Origin of the sequence: Candidatus Njordibacter sp. Uisw_002 (genome assembly GCF_047730155.1) — a bacterium.
Classification (GTDB): Bacteria; Pseudomonadota; Gammaproteobacteria; order Pseudomonadales; family Balneatricaceae; genus Njordibacter.
Genome location: NZ_CP159832.1, coordinates 677,917 through 694,245, shown reverse-complemented (window position 1 = coordinate 694,245; position 16,329 = coordinate 677,917). Strand labels below are relative to the sequence as shown.

Annotated in this window: 18 protein-coding genes and 1 other RNA gene; 4 read left to right on the top strand and 15 right to left on the bottom strand. The window is 43.6% G+C overall.

The features are described from left to right. Positions 1 to 8 precede the first annotated feature (8 nt). From mraY to rsmI, 12 genes are all read right to left on the bottom strand, one after another. Positions 9 to 1,091, bottom strand: a complete 1,083-nt coding sequence (gene mraY, locus ABXT42_RS03395) for a phospho-N-acetylmuramoyl-pentapeptide-transferase (RefSeq protein WP_443628966.1) — start codon at positions 1,089 to 1,091, stop codon at positions 9 to 11. Between the two features lie 3 nt (positions 1,092 to 1,094). Then, a complete protein-coding gene (locus ABXT42_RS03390; RefSeq protein ID WP_443628965.1) occupies positions 1,095 to 2,459 on the bottom strand; it encodes a UDP-N-acetylmuramoyl-tripeptide--D-alanyl-D-alanine ligase in 1,365 nt (454 codons plus the stop codon). Then, positions 2,459 to 3,964: a UDP-N-acetylmuramoyl-L-alanyl-D-glutamate--2,6-diaminopimelate ligase gene (locus ABXT42_RS03385; protein WP_443628964.1), complete on the bottom strand. Its 1,506-nt coding sequence runs from the start codon at positions 3,962 to 3,964 to the stop codon at positions 2,459 to 2,461. Before ABXT42_RS03385 ends, ABXT42_RS03390 begins: the two co-directional genes overlap by 1 nt. Positions 3,965 to 3,972: 8 nt before the next feature. Continuing rightward, a complete protein-coding gene (locus ABXT42_RS03380; RefSeq protein ID WP_443628963.1) occupies positions 3,973 to 5,655 on the bottom strand; it encodes a peptidoglycan D,D-transpeptidase FtsI family protein in 1,683 nt (560 codons plus the stop codon). Next, positions 5,652 to 5,981, bottom strand: coding sequence for a cell division protein FtsL (gene ftsL / locus ABXT42_RS03375; protein ID WP_443628962.1), 330 nt, complete (start codon positions 5,979 to 5,981; stop codon positions 5,652 to 5,654). The genes ABXT42_RS03380 and ftsL overlap by 4 nt, the downstream gene beginning before the upstream one ends. Further along, entirely contained in the window at positions 5,978 to 6,916 is a 939-nt protein-coding gene (gene rsmH, locus ABXT42_RS03370) for a 16S rRNA (cytosine(1402)-N(4))-methyltransferase RsmH (RefSeq protein ID WP_443628961.1), read from the bottom strand. The genes ftsL and rsmH overlap by 4 nt, the downstream gene beginning before the upstream one ends. A 33-nt stretch (positions 6,917 to 6,949) precedes the next feature. Beyond that, positions 6,950 to 7,417 carry a division/cell wall cluster transcriptional repressor MraZ gene (gene mraZ / locus ABXT42_RS03365; protein ID WP_443628960.1) on the bottom strand — a complete coding sequence of 156 codons (468 nt, stop codon included), beginning with the start codon at positions 7,415 to 7,417 and terminating at the stop codon, positions 6,950 to 6,952. 148 nt (positions 7,418 to 7,565) lie between these two features. After that, a complete protein-coding gene (gene csiR / locus ABXT42_RS03360) occupies positions 7,566 to 8,222 on the bottom strand; it encodes a DNA-binding transcriptional regulator CsiR (protein WP_443628959.1) in 657 nt (218 codons plus the stop codon). Positions 8,223 to 8,282: 60 nt separating this feature from the next. Beyond that, positions 8,283 to 9,011, bottom strand: a complete 729-nt coding sequence (locus ABXT42_RS03355) for a M48 family metallopeptidase (protein WP_443628958.1) — start codon at positions 9,009 to 9,011, stop codon at positions 8,283 to 8,285. A gap of 4 nt (positions 9,012 to 9,015) precedes the next feature. Further along, complete coding sequence (locus ABXT42_RS03350) at positions 9,016 to 9,471, bottom strand: NUDIX domain-containing protein (protein ID WP_443628957.1); 456 nt, start codon at positions 9,469 to 9,471, stop codon at positions 9,016 to 9,018. Between the two features lie 265 nt (positions 9,472 to 9,736). Further along, an RNA gene (gene rnpB / locus ABXT42_RS03345) (RNase P RNA component class A) lies at positions 9,737 to 10,102 on the bottom strand. A 62-nt stretch (positions 10,103 to 10,164) separates the two neighbouring features. Then, positions 10,165 to 11,007, bottom strand: a complete 843-nt coding sequence (rsmI, locus tag ABXT42_RS03340) for a 16S rRNA (cytidine(1402)-2'-O)-methyltransferase (RefSeq protein WP_443628956.1) — start codon at positions 11,005 to 11,007, stop codon at positions 10,165 to 10,167. Between the two features lie 129 nt (positions 11,008 to 11,136). Between rsmI and ABXT42_RS03335 the strand changes: the two genes are divergently transcribed. The 4 genes from ABXT42_RS03335 to ABXT42_RS03320 are packed head-to-tail and all read left to right on the top strand — an operon-like array spanning position 11,137 to position 14,252. Beyond that, complete coding sequence (locus ABXT42_RS03335) at positions 11,137 to 12,696, top strand: penicillin-binding protein activator (RefSeq protein WP_443628955.1); 1,560 nt, start codon at positions 11,137 to 11,139, stop codon at positions 12,694 to 12,696. A gap of 2 nt (positions 12,697 to 12,698) precedes the next feature. Beyond that, the gene (locus ABXT42_RS03330; protein WP_443628954.1) at positions 12,699 to 13,073 is read left to right on the top strand and encodes a YraN family protein; all 375 of its coding nucleotides are present in this window, start codon (positions 12,699 to 12,701) and stop codon (positions 13,071 to 13,073) included. Between the two features lie 15 nt (positions 13,074 to 13,088). After that, complete coding sequence (locus ABXT42_RS03325) at positions 13,089 to 13,682, top strand: SIS domain-containing protein (RefSeq protein WP_443628953.1); 594 nt, start codon at positions 13,089 to 13,091, stop codon at positions 13,680 to 13,682. Then, positions 13,683 to 14,252: a BON domain-containing protein gene (locus tag ABXT42_RS03320; RefSeq protein ID WP_443628952.1), complete on the top strand. Its 570-nt coding sequence runs from the start codon at positions 13,683 to 13,685 to the stop codon at positions 14,250 to 14,252. A 70-nt stretch (positions 14,253 to 14,322) separates the two neighbouring features. On the opposite strand, the gene ABXT42_RS03315 is transcribed toward ABXT42_RS03320, so the two are convergent. The 3 genes from ABXT42_RS03315 to ABXT42_RS03305 all read right to left on the bottom strand — a co-directional run bounded on the left by ABXT42_RS03315 (position 14,323) and on the right by ABXT42_RS03305 (position 16,328). After that, the gene (locus tag ABXT42_RS03315) at positions 14,323 to 14,772 is read right to left on the bottom strand and encodes a ClpXP protease specificity-enhancing factor (protein WP_443628951.1); all 450 of its coding nucleotides are present in this window, start codon (positions 14,770 to 14,772) and stop codon (positions 14,323 to 14,325) included. Between the two features lie 5 nt (positions 14,773 to 14,777). Then, positions 14,778 to 15,407, bottom strand: coding sequence for a glutathione S-transferase N-terminal domain-containing protein (locus ABXT42_RS03310; protein ID WP_443628950.1), 630 nt, complete (start codon positions 15,405 to 15,407; stop codon positions 14,778 to 14,780). Positions 15,408 to 15,542: 135 nt separating this feature from the next. Further along, the gene (locus ABXT42_RS03305) at positions 15,543 to 16,328 is read right to left on the bottom strand and encodes a cytochrome c1 (protein ID WP_443628949.1); all 786 of its coding nucleotides are present in this window, start codon (positions 16,326 to 16,328) and stop codon (positions 15,543 to 15,545) included. Position 16,329: the final 1 nt, after the last annotated feature.

The following is a 16,329-nucleotide window of genomic DNA, read 5'->3' as shown; positions in this document are numbered from 1 at the left end:
ATTATTATTTATCGCAACTTTAAAGTGGCCAAGCCAATCAAGACTAGAACTACAGTAATAATCCAAAAACGTACAATAATTCTAGGCTCAGGCCAGCCTTTAAGCTCAAAGTGGTGATGAATGGGAGCCATACGAAAGACTCGCTTACCAGTTAATTTAAATGAAGCTACTTGTATAATAACGGACACAGTTTCCATCACAAACACACCTCCCATAATCAACAGCACTAATTCCTGCCTCACTATGACAGCCACCACACCCAAAGCCGCGCCAAGGGCTAGTGCACCAACGTCACCCATAAATACTTGAGCAGGATAAGTGTTAAACCATAAAAACCCCATACCAGCGCCAACGATTGCAGCACAAAAAACCACCAGTTCTCCTGCGCCTCGTATATAAGGTATATTTAGGTATTCAGAAAAAACAGAGTTGCCTGTCAAGTAAGCAAACACTGCTAATGCTCCAGCAATAAGCACTGTAGGCAAGATAGCCAGGCCATCTAGTCCATCTGTAAGATTCACTGCATTTGAAGTACCAACAATGACAAAGTAAGTTAACAAGATATAGAACACCCCTAAATTAATGCCTATTGTTTTGAAAAAAGGCACTATAAGTTCTAATTCTTGGGGGGTTTGTGCGCTGTAGTATAAAAATAGCGCTGCTCCAAGCCCACCTACCGATTGCCAAAAATACTTCCAACGGGCTATAAGTCCCCGAGAATTTTTTTCCACCACTTTACGGTAATCATCTACCCAACCTACTGCGCCAAATACAGCAGTTACAGCAATAGTCACCCAAATATAACGATTAGTTAGGTCTCCCCACAACAGTGCACTAATTAGAATAGCCAAGAGTATAAGCGCACCACCCATCGTTGGAGTGCCCTCCTTAACCAGGTGGCTTTGTGGTCCATCTTCACGGATAGACTGACCAATTTGTTTGGTCTTCAAATGCTTGATCATATACGGGCCAATCGCCATGGCAATGAACAAGGATGTGAGCACCCCCATAATGCCGCGCATGGTTAAGTATTGAAAAACACTAAAAGCACTATAATACTGAGATAAATATTCTGCCAACCATAACAACATGGGCTAATTTCCACCGTTGATTAATATTTCTACCACATGTTCCATTTGGCTGGATCGAGATCCTTTTACCAAACAACTCATATCGCTTTTAGGAAGCTGTAAAAAGCAGGTCGATAACTGTGTTTGATCAACACAGACTTCCCCATAGTGTCCACCTTCTTGCAGATAGCTTTCAACTGCCACCTTCGCAAGTGGTCCAAAACCATAAAACTGCTCTATACCTGCCGCAGCAACTTGGGCACCAATGCGTTGATGAATTTGTACCTGTTGCTCGCCTAACTCAGCTAAATCCCCCAGCATAAAACAGCGCTTACCGTGGCATTTTTGCAGCACGTCAATTGCTGCCTTTACAGAGCTTGGGTTAGCATTATAAGTATCATCAATAAGGCAGCGTCGCTGACTTAAAGAATGACTGACAAGACGGCCCTGATATGGCCTAACCTGGGCTAAACCGCTAACAATTTGATCTAGAGAAAGGCCTAAAGCTAATGCAGCACCTGCCGCGGCCAGGGCATTAGCAATGTTGTGTTGCCCTAAAAGCTGTAGCTCTACCTGTCGTTTTTGTAGACCTAGATTCAAAACAAAGCGACTCCCTGTGGGTGTAGTTGCTATGTCACTGGCATAAATACTAGCTTTTTCATTGATTAAACTAAAGCTCCAAACTCGTCTGGATTGCGCTAACGTTTGCCACACATAAAAATGGGGATCATCTAAGTTCAAAATCACTTGGCCTTTTTCACAAAGACCAGAAATAATTTCACCCTTAGCTTTGACTACGCCATTTAAACCGCCAAAGCCAGATAAGTGGGCTTCGTGTGCATTATTCAAAACAGCGATATCTGCTCTGACCATACGACTTGTGTATGCGATTTCTCCAACATGATTTGCACCCAGCTCTAACACTTTATAGTCAGTGTCTTCGTGCATACCCCAAAGGGTTATAGGTACACCAATATCATTATTAAAGTTGCCTTTTGTTACCTCAACCTGCCCAGCTTGAAACAATACTTTTTGTAACATTTCCTTCACGGTAGTTTTACCACTACTGCCTGTTACTGCTACAAACTGTCCATTAAGGTGCTGACGCTTAATAGCAGCTAGTTGCCCTAGTGCGATGCGCGTATCTGGCACCACCAATAAGGGCAAATCCGTATCTATTACCGTGCTAACCAAACCTGCACATGCACCAAAGCCTTGGGCTTGTGCAAGAAATTCATGGCCATCAAAGCTTGGCCCAACTAAAGCGACAAATAGATCTCCAGCAATTAAGCTGCGCGTATCTGTGGACAATCCGCTAAAGGTCGCCGCACCAATGGCATAGCTATCTGGTATCATTTTAGATAGCTCAAACAGACTAAAAGATTTCATTAACAAAACCCTCCTGCAAGCGCAATTAACACCTGCTCATGATCACTAAAATGGTGTTTATGTCCATGTATATCTTGATAGGTTTCATGGCCTTTGCCTGCGATGAGAACAATATCACCAGGCTTAGCGTGCTGAATTGCAAAAGTGATAGCTTGGCTTCGGTCTGCTTTAACTGCCACTTTAGCTGGGTGTTTAAAACCTTTCACAATATCTGCTAAAATTTTCTCACTAGATTCTGCACGGGGGTTGTCATCAGTAACAATAACGTGATCTGCCAAAGACTCTGCAATAGTTGCCATTTTAGGCCGCTTCCCCGAATCACGATCTCCACCACACCCAAACACTACCCAAAGTTTTCCAGAGTTTATGTGTTCTTTTGCAGCCATTAGGGCTTGCTCTAGCGCATCTGGAGTATGGGCATAATCCACAATTGCTTGTGGGTACTTACTCGATTCAAACTCTGATGCTATTAGCTGCATCCTGCCACATACTGTTGTGAGTTGGTTGATGGCCTGCATTGCTTTTAATAGGTCAATTTTGTGTGACAAAAGCACAGCTAGAGTAGCCAGTAAATTACTTAAATTAAAACGTCCGATAAGACCTACCTGTAACAATGCTTGGCCTTGAGGTGTGACTATCATAGCGTCCAACCCATGTTCGTGTTGCACTACACTAGATACACCTATGTTTACATTCTTAAGCTCACAAACTCTTGCACTATAGGTATAGATATCTACGTTTGAAGCAATCATTTTAAGTAAACTTCTACCAAATTTATCATCAAAGTTGATTACTGCACATCGTAAACTTGGCCACTTAAATAATTGGGCCTTTACCTGACCATAGGCTTTCATAGTCCGATGATAATCTAAATGGTCTTGGGTGAGATTTGTGAACACTGCAGTGTCAAAGTGACAACTATTAACACGCCCCTGGCTCAAACCATGTGAGGAGACTTCAATTGCACAGGCCTTGGCCCCAGAGAGTGACATAGCACCTAATTGATTTTGTAATGTGACTTCATGGGGAGTGGTGTTTGGCCCCTGTTCCAAAGCATTCAAAAAGCCATAACCCAAAGTTCCCATTACCCCACAAGAAAGGCCGAGGCTAGATAGACACTTGGCAATAAAGTGACTACAACTAGTCTTCCCGTTAGTACCGGTAATACCAATCAATGACATTTTTTGACTGGGGTTATTGTGCATACGAGCAGCGATTGAGCCTTGAATAGCTAAAAGATTGTCAATCCCAACAATGGGAACAGTGAGGCTGGACAGGTCCAATGTTAATGCCTGCTGTGCATCCATAACTACCGCCACGGCCCCACTTGCCTGCGCTTGCTCGATATAGCTGCGCTGCCGTTTTGGCTCCCCTAAACAGGATATAAACAAGTCTCCTTGCTTTACCTGCCGGCTATCTGATGACACCCCATACACACAAACGTCTGCCCACCTTTGGGCTTGTCTTGGCAAAGACATCAGTTCATGTAAGCGTTTGGTATCCACATCCAACCTCACTGTAAACCTTGTGATGGCGCCAGGTCATCTGGTGCCACATTTAAAAGCCGTAAACTCTCAGTCATTATTCGAGAAAATACGGGGGCAGCAACTTCGCCGCCATAATATTGTTCACCCTTAGGATCATCAATGATCACAACACATACTAAGCGCGGCTTAGACGCCGGCGCCATGCCAGCAAAAACTGCTGCGTAGACATCATCGTCATAACCACCATCTTTTGATGGCTTATGCACTGTGCCAGTTTTACCAGCGACTCTGTAAGAAGGAACTCTGGCACGGGTGCCTGTGCCCCCTGTTTGAGTGACCGTTTCAAGCATTGCAATTACCTGCTTAGCCACACGCTCTGGCATTACTCGTTCTGCTTCTGGCACTGTGTCTTGTTTCAAAATGGACACGGGACGCTTCAATCCATAGCTGGCAAATACACTATAAGCTTGGGCTAATTGCACAGGTGTCACTGCGATGCCGTAGCCATAAGACATGGTTGCCAAGTTTATTGGGTTCCATTTAGCATAGCTGGGTAAGACCCCCGCACTTTCACCAGGGAACCCACTTGCAGTAGGTTGCCCTAAACCAAAACTATAAAAGGTTTCTCTAATACTATTTTCTGGCAGTGACAAAGCCAATTTGGTCACACCCACGTTACTGGATTTGGTAATAATGCCAGTAATATCTAGCACGCCATAATTACGATGATCACGTATGGTCTTACGCTTGACCTTTATAAATCCAGGATTTGTATCTACCTTACTATCCGGATCGTACTGACCACTCATTAAAGCCGCTGCAATAGTGATAGGCTTCATAGTTGAGCCAGGTTCTAGTACGTCGGTTAGTGCACGATTGCGTAAACTGTCTATACTCATTACTGCACGATTATTAGGGTTATAAGCCGGCTGATTGACCATGGCAAGAATTTCACCAGTTTGTACATCCAACACTACAGCCGAACCTGAAGAGGCTTTGTGCTGCTGCACTACAGCTTTTAACTCCCTATAAGCCACATACTGCATACGTAAGTCGATACTCAAATTTAAATCTTTACCTGGCTGGGCGGTAGACAATAGCTGCAAATCTTTTACTGTTCGTCCAGTACGGTCTTTTTGTACTACTTTTTTACCGGATGTTCCTTGCAACCATGACTCATAAGCTAACTCCATACCTTCTTGGCCTTGGTCATCAATATTATTAAATCCTACTAAATGGGTAGCCACCTCTGCAGCAGGGTAATATCGATGAAATTCTTCAGTGCCATGCACACCTTGCCATTTATTCGCCAACACAGTTTCAGCTTCGGCTGGATTAACATGTCTCTTTAAGTACATGAACTCTTTATTCTTTAAACGTACAACGCGCTCTATAAATTCGGCTTCAGGCAAACCCAAACTTTGAGCAATGTTTTTCGCATGCTCTAAATCCTCACCTAACACCTGTGGATTGGCCCATAAACTGACCACTGGCGCACTAACGGCTAAAGGTTCTCCACGACGGTCTAAAATCATACCCCTGTGTGCCGGAACAGCTACTTCACGCACCATTCGAGCATCTCCTTGGCGCATTAAAAATGAGCGCTCTGTAACATTAAGATGCACTAAACGCCAAGCTACTATCGAGCCTGCAACCAACAAAATAAGCCACACGCAGCGCATACGCCATGGATAGTCCATAACATTCATAGCTGTCGCACCAAAATAGTGTCTTTTGCCTTAGGAACACTCATATTTAACTGTTCAGTGACCATAGACTCGACACGACTATGTGAAGCCCAAGCACTTTGCTCTAGCAGCAACTGCCCCCATTCAACTTGCATTGCATTACGAGCTTTTTCAAGCTGGTGTAAATGATTGATATGAACCCTAGCCTCAAAGGAGCTATAAATAACCATCTGGGCACTAATCACTAACAACAGTAACAGCAAAAAACCCAATACCATGGCATAACGTTCAGCTTGTAAGCTTGCACGTTTTAGCCACATATTGAGATTTTGGCTCATGTCTTTCATGCGATTTTTTCTGCCACACGCATTACTGCACTGCGAGAACGAGGGTTGATATCAACTTCAATTGAAGTAGGTTTTTTGGCTTTAGTTAATAAAGTTAAGCGCCTTTTAAGCTGATCTTGAGTTACAGGTAAGCCACGAGGAATATGGGAGTCGCCTTTTGCGTGCTCACGCATGAAACGCTTTACAATGCGATCTTCCAATGAGTGAAAACTGATCACCACTAAACGTCCGCCAGGTGCTAGAGTCTCAAGAGCAGCATCCAAGCCAACTTCTAAATCTTTTAACTCTTGGTTGATGTGAATACGAATACCTTGAAATGCGCGAGTAGCTGGATTTTTACCCTTCTCCCATTTTGGATTAGCCAAGGCTATAATGTTAGCCAACTGCTTTGTAGTCGTAATAGGTTGCTCTTTGCGATACTCCACTACAGCTCTAGCCATCCGCCTTGAAAAGCGCTCTTCCCCATAATGATAAAGCACGTCAGCTATTTCTTCAGCACTAGCACGGGCCAGCCATTGCGCTGCAGATTCGCCTTCGTCTGGGTTCATCCGCATATCTAATGGCCCGTCATGCTGAAAACTAAACCCCCGACTAGCGTCATCTATTTGCGGCGATGAAACGCCTAAATCCAATAAAATGCCTTGTACTTGTCCAAAGCAATCATTTTGCTGGGCTACTTTATCCATATTCGCAAATGAGGTTTGCGCGATAGATAGGCGTGGGTCCTGGACACTCATTACTTGAGCCTGAGCAATCGCTAACGGATCTTTGTCAAAGGCCTGCAGTTTTCCTGTGGGACTTAGGTGCTTTAGGATTAGTCCGCTGTGCCCACCTCGACCAAAGGTTCCATCGATATACATACCATCTTCATCGTGAACTAAATGCTCTACAGCTTCATCAAGCAAGACAGATTTGTGGTTAAATTCTTCGGTCATTTCAGTTCCATTAATTATGCCAGCCAACGCTGACTACAAAGACAACTGATGTAAGAGTTCGGGTAACTCTTGATTATCACTGTTGGCCTGTAAGTATGTTTCTCGGCGCGAGTTCCATAAGGATTCGCTCCACAATTCAATTTTTTTGCCTTGCCCTAATAAAATCGCTTTTTTGTCTAACTGGGCATACTCTCTTAGTAAAGCAGGTAACAAGATACGTCCATTACCATCAAGCTCAAGATCTGTAGCATGGCCAATTAATAATCTTTGGATACGCCTTGCAGCCGGGTTGAAGCTTGGCAGCTGCTCTAACTTTTGCTGTATTAAGTCCCACTCAACTAATGGGTAAATCAATAGACAAGGCTCTTCGGTGTCAATAGTGACAACAAGTTGTGGGTTGGTACTGGGGTCGGCCTTACCAACAAATAGATCACGAAAGCGCACGGGCATCGCCATGCGTCCTTTGACATCTATATTAATTGTTGCGGCACCACGGAACATACTAATCACCCAATCACTATAACTTTTAGGGAAAAAAAACCACTTTTACCCACTTCTACCCACATTACAAGTGTAGGCAGATCAAAGATACATTGCAAGGGGAAATATAAAGTTACTTAATTGGATTGGCTCACAAAAAAAACAAGGCTTACAAGAGGTCTCGCAGGACTTGGCTAGGCACTTGAATATGCTGTGATATAAGTTTTTTGGCAAGCTCAGCATCTCTTGCAAGAGTAGCTTTTACCAGCTGTTCATGCTCCATTTGGTTAACATCAAAAGCACCATGACCAGCATTATGTTGCAGCCATAAATTGCGATAACGTGATGCTTTTTCATAAAGATCTAAACGCACTCTAAGCAACTCTTTAGAGCCACAGCCCTGAACTATGGAATAATGAAATTGCTGATGCAACTGTTCCCATGCTTGTATGTCTCCATCAGCCTTTAGCAGATCAGCATTTGCTTGAAGCTGATAGGCAGCAGCAACAATACCCGCCTCCCAAGCATCATCTCCTCGCACAATGGCCAAGCCAACACACAAAGATTCGATGCGTGCTCTAGTGTCATAAATATCCACCAACTCAGATTGGGTGACAGGGCAGACACGATAACCCCTTTGATCTTGCACTTGCACCAATTGCATTACTACAAGCTGCGACAGCGCTTCACGAAGCGGATTAACCCCTACCTTATAGCGCTCTTTTAAAGCGCTCATTTTAAGCTTATGTCCTGCAGCAAAAACACCCTTTAAAATATCTTGTTTCAAGTGATGCAATACTTTGGCAGCTGAATTTTCTTGCGGCATGGGATGAATTTATCCTTTTAAACTAATGTCGAAATTTTAATACCTAAAAGCTAGGGAATATCAATCTAATCCCAAATTACGCCCTTCATTTTTTAACCATTGCTTTGCATCTTGATATGCTGGACATACACGCATCACTTGCCCCCAGAACTCTGGACCGTGATTCATATGCAGCAAATGACACAATTCATGCACCACAACACTATCAACCACAGTCGGTGGGGCCATCATTATCTTCCAATTAAACTGAACCAACCCCTTGCTAGTACAGCTACCCCACCTAGCTTTGTAGGTTTTAATTTCAATAGCCTTAGGCCAAGCACCTACTATTGGGGCAAAGTAACTTATGCGCTGCTCTATATGCTTTTGAGCTTGCTGCTTATACCAGAGTACTAAAGCGTTTCGAACCAAATCAGGTTTAGTATTTAGCACATTCACATTGATTTTTTTGGCGTCAACAAAACATGCGCCGGGCCTGCCTTTATTCACCTTTAAAACCAATTCACCACCCAAATAGGCAAATCGCTCACCACACAAATACCGCCTCTCCACTTGAGACATAACAGGTGTTTGGGAGGTAACGCGATCTTGAGCTTCAAGTTTATCTAATATTAAGTGACGCTTAGATTCCAATATGAGGCTAATCTGTGACGCTGAAATATCTTTAGGTGCTAAAATCACTACCTTGCCCGAGGACAACCTAAATCCCACACTCCCTTTGCGACTAGTGCGCTTAATAGTCGCAACATAACCATCCATATCTAAGGTTTCTAAATGCGTTAAAGCCATATAATTAAGAGTAACCTAAATGCACAATTGAAAGATCATCATCATCTAACTTTTGCCATAAAACGTCTTTTAAATGCGGTGGAAACACATCAACGTGCACAAGCTCTTCTTTGGTAAACCAACGCACTTGTGAAATAGACCTTACCTCACCCTCTAATGCTTCAAGATTTTTTAGCGATATAGTGCCCTGCCAATGATCGACCCTATAAAACTGCTCAACATGATAGATATTTCTTTCAGTTTCGCAAAACTCACGAATAAACATCAGTTTACCAACAACTACAGATAGACCTGTTTCCTCCCAAACTTCACGCTTAACGGTATTAGATGTATTTCCATCCTTAGCCTCGAAACCGCCTCCAGGAGGCACCCAATAGGACTGCCCTGTGTCATGTTCATTAACCATTAAGATTCGGTTTTGATCAATAATGAGTCCTGCAGCCCGAATGCGATGACGCATAGAACTCTCCTTAGATGTTTACTATAAGACAAATACTTAAATGTGCACCGCCTCTTACTTAAAGTATTTTGCAAGTATAAGCAGGCAGAATTCATTTACAAGCCAAACGAATATCTATTACTGTATTTTAACCAACGAGATCCAGTCAATAAGACTAACAGTCGTTAATTAAAGTTTGGGATAGGGGAGGTTGAGCATTGTTTGAAGCGCGCATGGAAGGCAACTACTGGCGCCAGCATATAAATAGAAGAGATCAATTAAAAAGTGAGAAAGCCCGCCACATAAGCCGGGTTCTGTCGTGGACAGTCATTCATCTAGGGCCTGCGTCGCCACAGACCTCTTGCGACCTACCCGAACCCAGTGCGGGCAGCACCTAGCGGGTTCCTATTTGGTCTTGCTCCAAGTGGGGTTTACCATGCCGTAACGTGTTACCACGCACGCGGTGCGCTCTTACCGCACCCTTTCACCCTTACCGCCCGATAAATCGGGGTTGGCGGTCTACTCTCTGCTGCACTAGCCGTCGGCTCACGCCGCCCAGGCGTTACCTGGCACTTTGCCCTATGGAGCCCGGACTTTCCTCCCCTACTAAAACACCTAAATGTAAAGTAGCAGCGACTGTCTGGCGAACTTTCTCGCGCGCAGGATACCGAGTTTACACAGCTGTGGCAAGGCTAAATGTAGGGTATGTGGCACTTACTTACCTTGTAGCTCTAAAGCCCGATCGTACAAAGCTTTTTTCTTGTGTCCAGTAATGGATGCGGTAATAGCTGCAGCTTTCTTGATCGGCAGTTCTGCCAATAATAAAGTCAACATACGTTCCTCTTCTGGGCCAATATCGTGAAGTTGTTCTTCTTCAGCACCCTCAATCAATACCACAAACTCACCTTTTTGCTGATTATGATCAGCAAGCAACCACGCCTGTACATCCGCAGCTGGGCCACCATAAATAGTTTCAAAGGTTTTAGTGAGCTCGCGAGCTAGCACGATCTGCCGATGAGAACCCATAACCAAGACTATGTCACTAACCATAGCCACTATGCGATGAGGAGATTCATAGAATACTTGTGTGTGTGTCACTTTGGCCAATTGCTGGAGCTTTTGTGTACGGCCACTACTTTTGGAAGGTAAAAAACCATAAAAGCTAAATCGGTCAGTGGCTAAGCCAGAAACACTAAGAGCTGCAATAAGAGCACATGCCCCTACCACAGGCACAACCTTGTAACCGGCTTCTCGAACTGCACTCACAAGATGGTAACCTGGATCAGAAATAAGCGGCGTACCCGCATCTGAAATTAAGGCAATAGACTGGCCTTGGGATAGCTTTTCAACAAGTATCTGAGCTCGCTGGCGCTCGTTATGGTCATGTACAGCAAGCATTGGTGTAGATATAGCAAAGTGCTGCATCAATCTGCCACTATGACGTGTATCTTCTGCTGCGATAAGGTCTACTTTCTTCAAGGTTTCTACCGCCCGTGGTGTTAAATCTTCTAGATTGCCGATAGGGGTAGAAACCACGTAAAGAATTGATACTGTCATGCTTTTGAGCCTTTTGGACTTGTTTGACCGAGCTTTTATGCTAGGCTTACTAGAATGAGACCAATGAAATAGTCAAGTTAAGCGTATTGTAACCTAAAGCGCCTAAACCATACTCACTAAGAATTTTTTATGAAAAAAATTAACCCCAAATTTTTCCGCTTTATTAGCATTTTTTGTGGGTTAGTTTTGGCCAGTGCCTGTCAGCAACAAAACATACGCCCAGCATCAGCCACATTAGAACCTGCGTCCACAGACATAATGGTTATAAAAATAGATCTTACTCAAAAAGAAACACCTGTGGTCTTAGCTCCAGCACCCAAGCCTAAAACAGCACCCATAACTGAAGCTAAAACAGCACCCGTTTTTACAACGACAAAGGTGCAGCCACAGCAGGCCACCTTAGTGCAAGATGTTACTATTGATAAAATATCAATCAACACTATGAATACAACTAAACCTGGGAGCGATACTCCAGATAGTGACTCCGATGAACTAACACAAAACCAACAAACAACTATGCCATCTGCGGCTTTGCCGGTTAACTCACCAAAAATCATGTTTACCACTGGAACCCAGAACAATAATACATATTTAACTAATATAGGTTTGAACCCACCTAAACGTATTGCTTTAGCCATGCCACTGCGCGGTAAACTGGGAAAAGTAGGCCAAGCAGTGGTCGATGGATTTATGGCTGCTCACTTTGAAGATCTGAGCAGTTTAAAGGAGATGCCTTATATTAAAGTTTATGACAGCACCAAAATAAGCAGCCCAGACGCACTTTACCTGCAAGCTTCAATGGACCAAATAGATTTAATAATCGGCCCACTGGATAAAAGTAAGGTAATTGAACTCAGCAAAAAGGAAGCTCTGCCTATCCCTACGCTTGCTCTGAACTACACCCCTTTAAACAACACAAACAACACCACTACCAACTTAATTCAATTTGGCTTAGCAGTAGAGGATGAAACATCCCAAATTGCCCAGCGCAGCTTGCTTGAAGGCCATCAACGCATCCTTATTTTACATCAAGACCAACCCTGGGCTATAAGAGGAGCGCAACATTTCACTAACTCATGGCTGGCATTAGGAGGTGAAATTGCCGATCAAGTAAGCTTTTCTGGCAGTGGTGACCACTCAAAGTCGATCACTGAAGCTCTACTGATCACCCAAAGTAATGAGCGAGCACAGACACTGAAAAAGCACCTATCAAACACGGAGAATGTAATTAAATTTGAGCCTAGACGACGCCAAGATATTGACGCTATTGTGCTATTTGCATTGCCTACAGATGGCCGACAAATCATTCCAACTTTAGCCTTTCACTTCGCTGCTCAACTACCCGTTTATGCCACTCACCATATTTATCAGGGCCCAACTGACACAAGCCGTGATCGTGATTTAGAAAAAGTAGTTTTTACAGATCTACCTTGGCTAATAGAGCAACCGGCCATGCAGAAAAAGATTAGCCAAACATGGCTTGATAGACAAAGATACACCCGCTTGTTCGCCGTTGGTGTTGATGCATATCACCTGTACCCTAAACTTGGACAGCTCAGCATCAATAGTAGCAAGAGGGTGATAGGCGTTACGGGGGTATTGAATTTGAATGAAAAAAATAGAATTGTTACGCAAAGCTCTTGGGGTAAGTTCAGATCTGGTAAGGTCATTATGGATTCAGCCCAATAAGTATGACGACTACCGAAATAGGTGCTTGGGCTGAAGAACTGGCTTGGAACCACCTACATGAACATGGCTGGCAATTGATTGAACGTAATTTTTTTTGTAAAGGGGGCGAACTAGACATCATAGCTCGCAAAGGCAGCGTGGTTGCATTTGTTGAAGTAAAGTACCGTAAAAGCCAAGCTATGGGTGGAGCAGTGGCTAGCCTTACACCCAAAAAACAACGTCGCCTGATTCACAGTGCGAAAGTATTTTTACAACGCTACCCCTCATTAAGTCACTTGGATTGCCGCTTTGACCTGATTGCTATCAGTGGTTCTGATAGCCCCCATAGCCAAGTTCGGATACAATGGATAGATAATGCATTCATCACCTCAGGCTAGGGTTAGAGCTCACTAATGGAACTGCAAGACAGGGTTATAAATCAATTTCATGAACACATGGGTTGCGCCGCATACAGTGCAGAACACTTACCTCAAGATATTGCTATTGCTGCGCAAATGCTGCACCAATGTTTTATCCAAGAGGGCAAAGTTCTTATCTGCGGTAATGGTGCTAACGCTGCAAATGGGCACCACTTTTGCGCCGCTTTATTAAGCCGTTTTAGACAAGAACGTCCAAGCTTACCCGCTTTTAATTTAGCTGCCGATAGTACAACCATGAGCGCTGTTATTCGTGACTCTAGTTTTCAAGATGTTTTTGCTAAGCAAATAAGCGCTTTAGGACAGCAAGGTGATATTGTTATTGTGATGTCAGAGCAAGGTAACTGTGGCAACTTAATACAAGCCATTCAGGCAGCACACAATCGCAATTTACAAGTCATTTCTATTACTGGCCAAACTGGTGGTGACATGGCTACAGTTCTAGACCCAGACGATGTTGCCATTCGAATTCCCAGTGACAACAACATTAATATATTACAACTGCAACTGGTGACCATTCATTGCCTTTGTGATTTAATCGATTATCAACTATTTGGGAGCAATGAATAAATGCTAAAAAAAGGCGTTCAATTAATCACCTTAGCAATCTCGATAGCCCTTGTGAGCGCTTGCACTCCTATGCTTACAAGCCAACCCATAGCGGATAACAAAGGCAGTCGTTCTTTAGGGACCTTGTATAACGATCAGCTCATCGAAAGCTCTGCTGCTGATGCAATTTCACGGTCATCCATATTGTTCGCATCTGCCAATGTAAGTGTTATTAGTGTGAATGGTATCGTTTTATTAATTGGACAGGTACCAAACGAAGATACTAAAATCATCGCAGGCGGAATCACCCGGAACATTAGCAACGTACGCAAAGTACATAACGAATTATTAGTTAGTGGTCCAGCATCTGGCGTCGTCAAAGCCAATGACGCTCTTATTACGACCAAGGTAAAGGCTCGCATGCTTGCTGAGACTGACTTCCCTAGTAGCAGGATTAAAGTGGTTACTGAAAATGGAGTCGTGTATCTAATGGGCTTAGTGACCCAAGCAGAAGCTAACTGGGCCGTAGGCATAGCTTCTAATGCCAGTGGCATACAACGAATTGTTAAAGTATTTGAATACATCGACTAGGCATTAAGGTAATTACTGGACAATAAAAAAGGGCCTTACGGCCCTTTTTTATTGTCCAGTAATTGAACACTTATTTAACGACTTTAAGTGTAGGCCGTTTTGCATGACTGCCAATGGATGAAACTGTACCAGGTGACTTAGGCTTAGGCTTATCAACTGCAGATACTGGGGCTGGTGGTGGGCGAGGGCCATCTGGGCTAGGTATACCTGGCTCAAAACCAAAACCCATACCTTCTCCTGTTTCTTTGGAATAAACAGCTAGTACCGCCAAAATAGGCACATAAACATGCATTGGAACTCCGCCAAAACGAGCGTTAAACTCTACCGCATCGTTTCCTAGGTTTAATCCTTGCACAGCACTTGGCGATATATTAAGCACTATTTGACCATCATTGATAAAGTGCTCAGGCACCATCACATCATTTATAGTGGCATCAACGACAATATGAGGAGTGGAGTCATTATCCAAAATCCACTCATGTAGGGCTCGTAATAAATACGCTCGACTTGGAGTCATCATATTAGTTAAAGTCTAATTTCATGCTCAAGCTCAGACAAGCTTTCCTGAAACCCTTCACGGGCGAAGATGCGTTCCATATACTCAAGCATCGGTCCAGCTTGAAGCTCTGGAAGATCTATACCCAACTGAGGCAAACGCCACAAAATAGGTGCAATACAACAATCAACCAAAGTAAACTCTTCACTCATAAAGAAGTCTTTTTCGGTAAAAATAGGGGCCGTGGAAATAAGACTTTCTCGTAATTCTTTTTGCGCTTCGACAATCTCTGACTCATCGTCTGATGTCATAATCACATCAGCAAGGCGACACCAATCACGCTCAATGCGGTACATATATAGACGGCTTTCAGCACGAGCAACTGGGTATACAGGCAATAAAGGCGGATGTGGAAAACGCTCATCCAAATACTCCATCATTACATTAGCTTCGTAAAGCACCAAGTCACGATCTACCAAGGTAGGTAAACTGTTGTAAGGGTTCAAATCTGCAAGATCTTCTGGTTTGTGCTCAGCATCAACATCTATAATGTCAACGGTAACACCCTTTTCTGCAAGAACTATACGCACACGGTGGCTATAATGGTTAGCCCCATCAGAGAAAAAAGTCATTGAAGAGCGTTTTGCAACTACACCCATTTAGGTATACCTCAGTAATAAACGACAGCGCTGCGCGCCAAAAACGAATACGCGACCTGCTGCATTCATCAATGATGAATAACAGCGGCCGCGTTGAAATAGACTACGTGAGGCATTATACCTCAAATTCGTGTGCTAATGGATATCGCGCCAGAATTCCTTCTTTAAGAAGTAAAACAACACAGTCATCATCAAACAGAATAAAATTGCCCACAAGCCAATGCGATGACTATCTGTTTTATAAGGCTTAGACATATAAGCCATGAAGTTGGTTAGGTCATAAATTGTGGCATCAAACTGAGCCGGCGTCATGCTACCAGAACCTTCTTCAACAGTAAGTATATCGCAACTTTGGTGAGTAATGGCTTTGCCTGTTACGCCATCAACTGCAGGGTTACCATGTGTATCATATTCACTAACTTCACCACAAGACTTAGACTGTATGCCCTGTAATTCAGCCAACACGTTAGGCATACCTACACTTGGAAATACTACGTTGTTAACGCCATACGGACGACTATCATCGACATAAAACGTGCGTAGGTATGTGTATATCCAATCTGCGCCACGCAAATTCACTTCATTAGTTAAGTCTGGTGGTGCTGCGCCAAACCATTTAGCGGACACTTTAGGGTCCATGGCGCTAGTCATCTGCTCACCGATTTTTTGACCACTAAAGATCAAATTTTCAACAACTAAGTCCTCTGGCATATGCAAGTCTTCTGCAGCACGACTATACCGCTGGTACTGCGCTGTATGACAGCCTAAACAATAATTAACGTATGTTTTCATACCACGCTGCAAAGAGGAATGATCTGAGGCATCCACTTCGATAGAGTCCAATGCTACGCTTGGGCCGCCAGCAGCCTGAGCAAACATTGGTACCATCATCATTAAGCTGAGTAATAGTAACTTTTTCATG

Excerpts from the sequence above, each read along its gene's own strand:
- mraY (WP_443628966.1), bottom strand. The coding sequence starts at position 1,091 with ATGTTGTTATGGTTGGCAGAATATTTATCTCAGTATTATAGTGCTTTT.
- ABXT42_RS03390 (WP_443628965.1), bottom strand. The coding sequence starts at position 2,459 with ATGAAATCTTTTAGTCTGTTTGAGCTATCTAAAATGATACCAGATAGC.
- ABXT42_RS03380 (WP_443628963.1), bottom strand. The coding sequence starts at position 5,655 with ATGAATGTTATGGACTATCCATGGCGTATGCGCTGCGTGTGGCTTATT.
- ftsL (WP_443628962.1), bottom strand. The coding sequence starts at position 5,981 with ATGAAAGACATGAGCCAAAATCTCAATATGTGGCTAAAACGTGCAAGC.
- rsmH (WP_443628961.1), bottom strand. The coding sequence starts at position 6,916 with ATGACCGAAGAATTTAACCACAAATCTGTCTTGCTTGATGAAGCTGTA.
- mraZ (WP_443628960.1), bottom strand. The coding sequence starts at position 7,417 with ATGTTCCGTGGTGCCGCAACAATTAATATAGATGTCAAAGGACGCATG.
- csiR (WP_443628959.1), bottom strand. The coding sequence starts at position 8,222 with ATGCCGCAAGAAAATTCAGCTGCCAAAGTATTGCATCACTTGAAACAA.
- ABXT42_RS03355 (WP_443628958.1), bottom strand. The coding sequence starts at position 9,011 with ATGGCTTTAACGCATTTAGAAACCTTAGATATGGATGGTTATGTTGCG.
- ABXT42_RS03350 (WP_443628957.1), bottom strand. The coding sequence starts at position 9,471 with ATGCGTCATCGCATTCGGGCTGCAGGACTCATTATTGATCAAAACCGA.
- rsmI (WP_443628956.1), bottom strand. The coding sequence starts at position 11,007 with ATGACAGTATCAATTCTTTACGTGGTTTCTACCCCTATCGGCAATCTA.
- ABXT42_RS03335 (WP_443628955.1), top strand. The coding sequence starts at position 11,137 with ATGAAAAAAATTAACCCCAAATTTTTCCGCTTTATTAGCATTTTTTGT.
- ABXT42_RS03330 (WP_443628954.1), top strand. The coding sequence starts at position 12,699 with ATGACGACTACCGAAATAGGTGCTTGGGCTGAAGAACTGGCTTGGAAC.
- ABXT42_RS03325 (WP_443628953.1), top strand. The coding sequence starts at position 13,089 with ATGGAACTGCAAGACAGGGTTATAAATCAATTTCATGAACACATGGGT.
- ABXT42_RS03320 (WP_443628952.1), top strand. The coding sequence starts at position 13,683 with ATGCTAAAAAAAGGCGTTCAATTAATCACCTTAGCAATCTCGATAGCC.
- ABXT42_RS03315 (WP_443628951.1), bottom strand. The coding sequence starts at position 14,772 with ATGATGACTCCAAGTCGAGCGTATTTATTACGAGCCCTACATGAGTGG.
- ABXT42_RS03310 (WP_443628950.1), bottom strand. The coding sequence starts at position 15,407 with ATGGGTGTAGTTGCAAAACGCTCTTCAATGACTTTTTTCTCTGATGGG.
- ABXT42_RS03305 (WP_443628949.1), bottom strand. The coding sequence starts at position 16,328 with ATGAAAAAGTTACTATTACTCAGCTTAATGATGATGGTACCAATGTTT.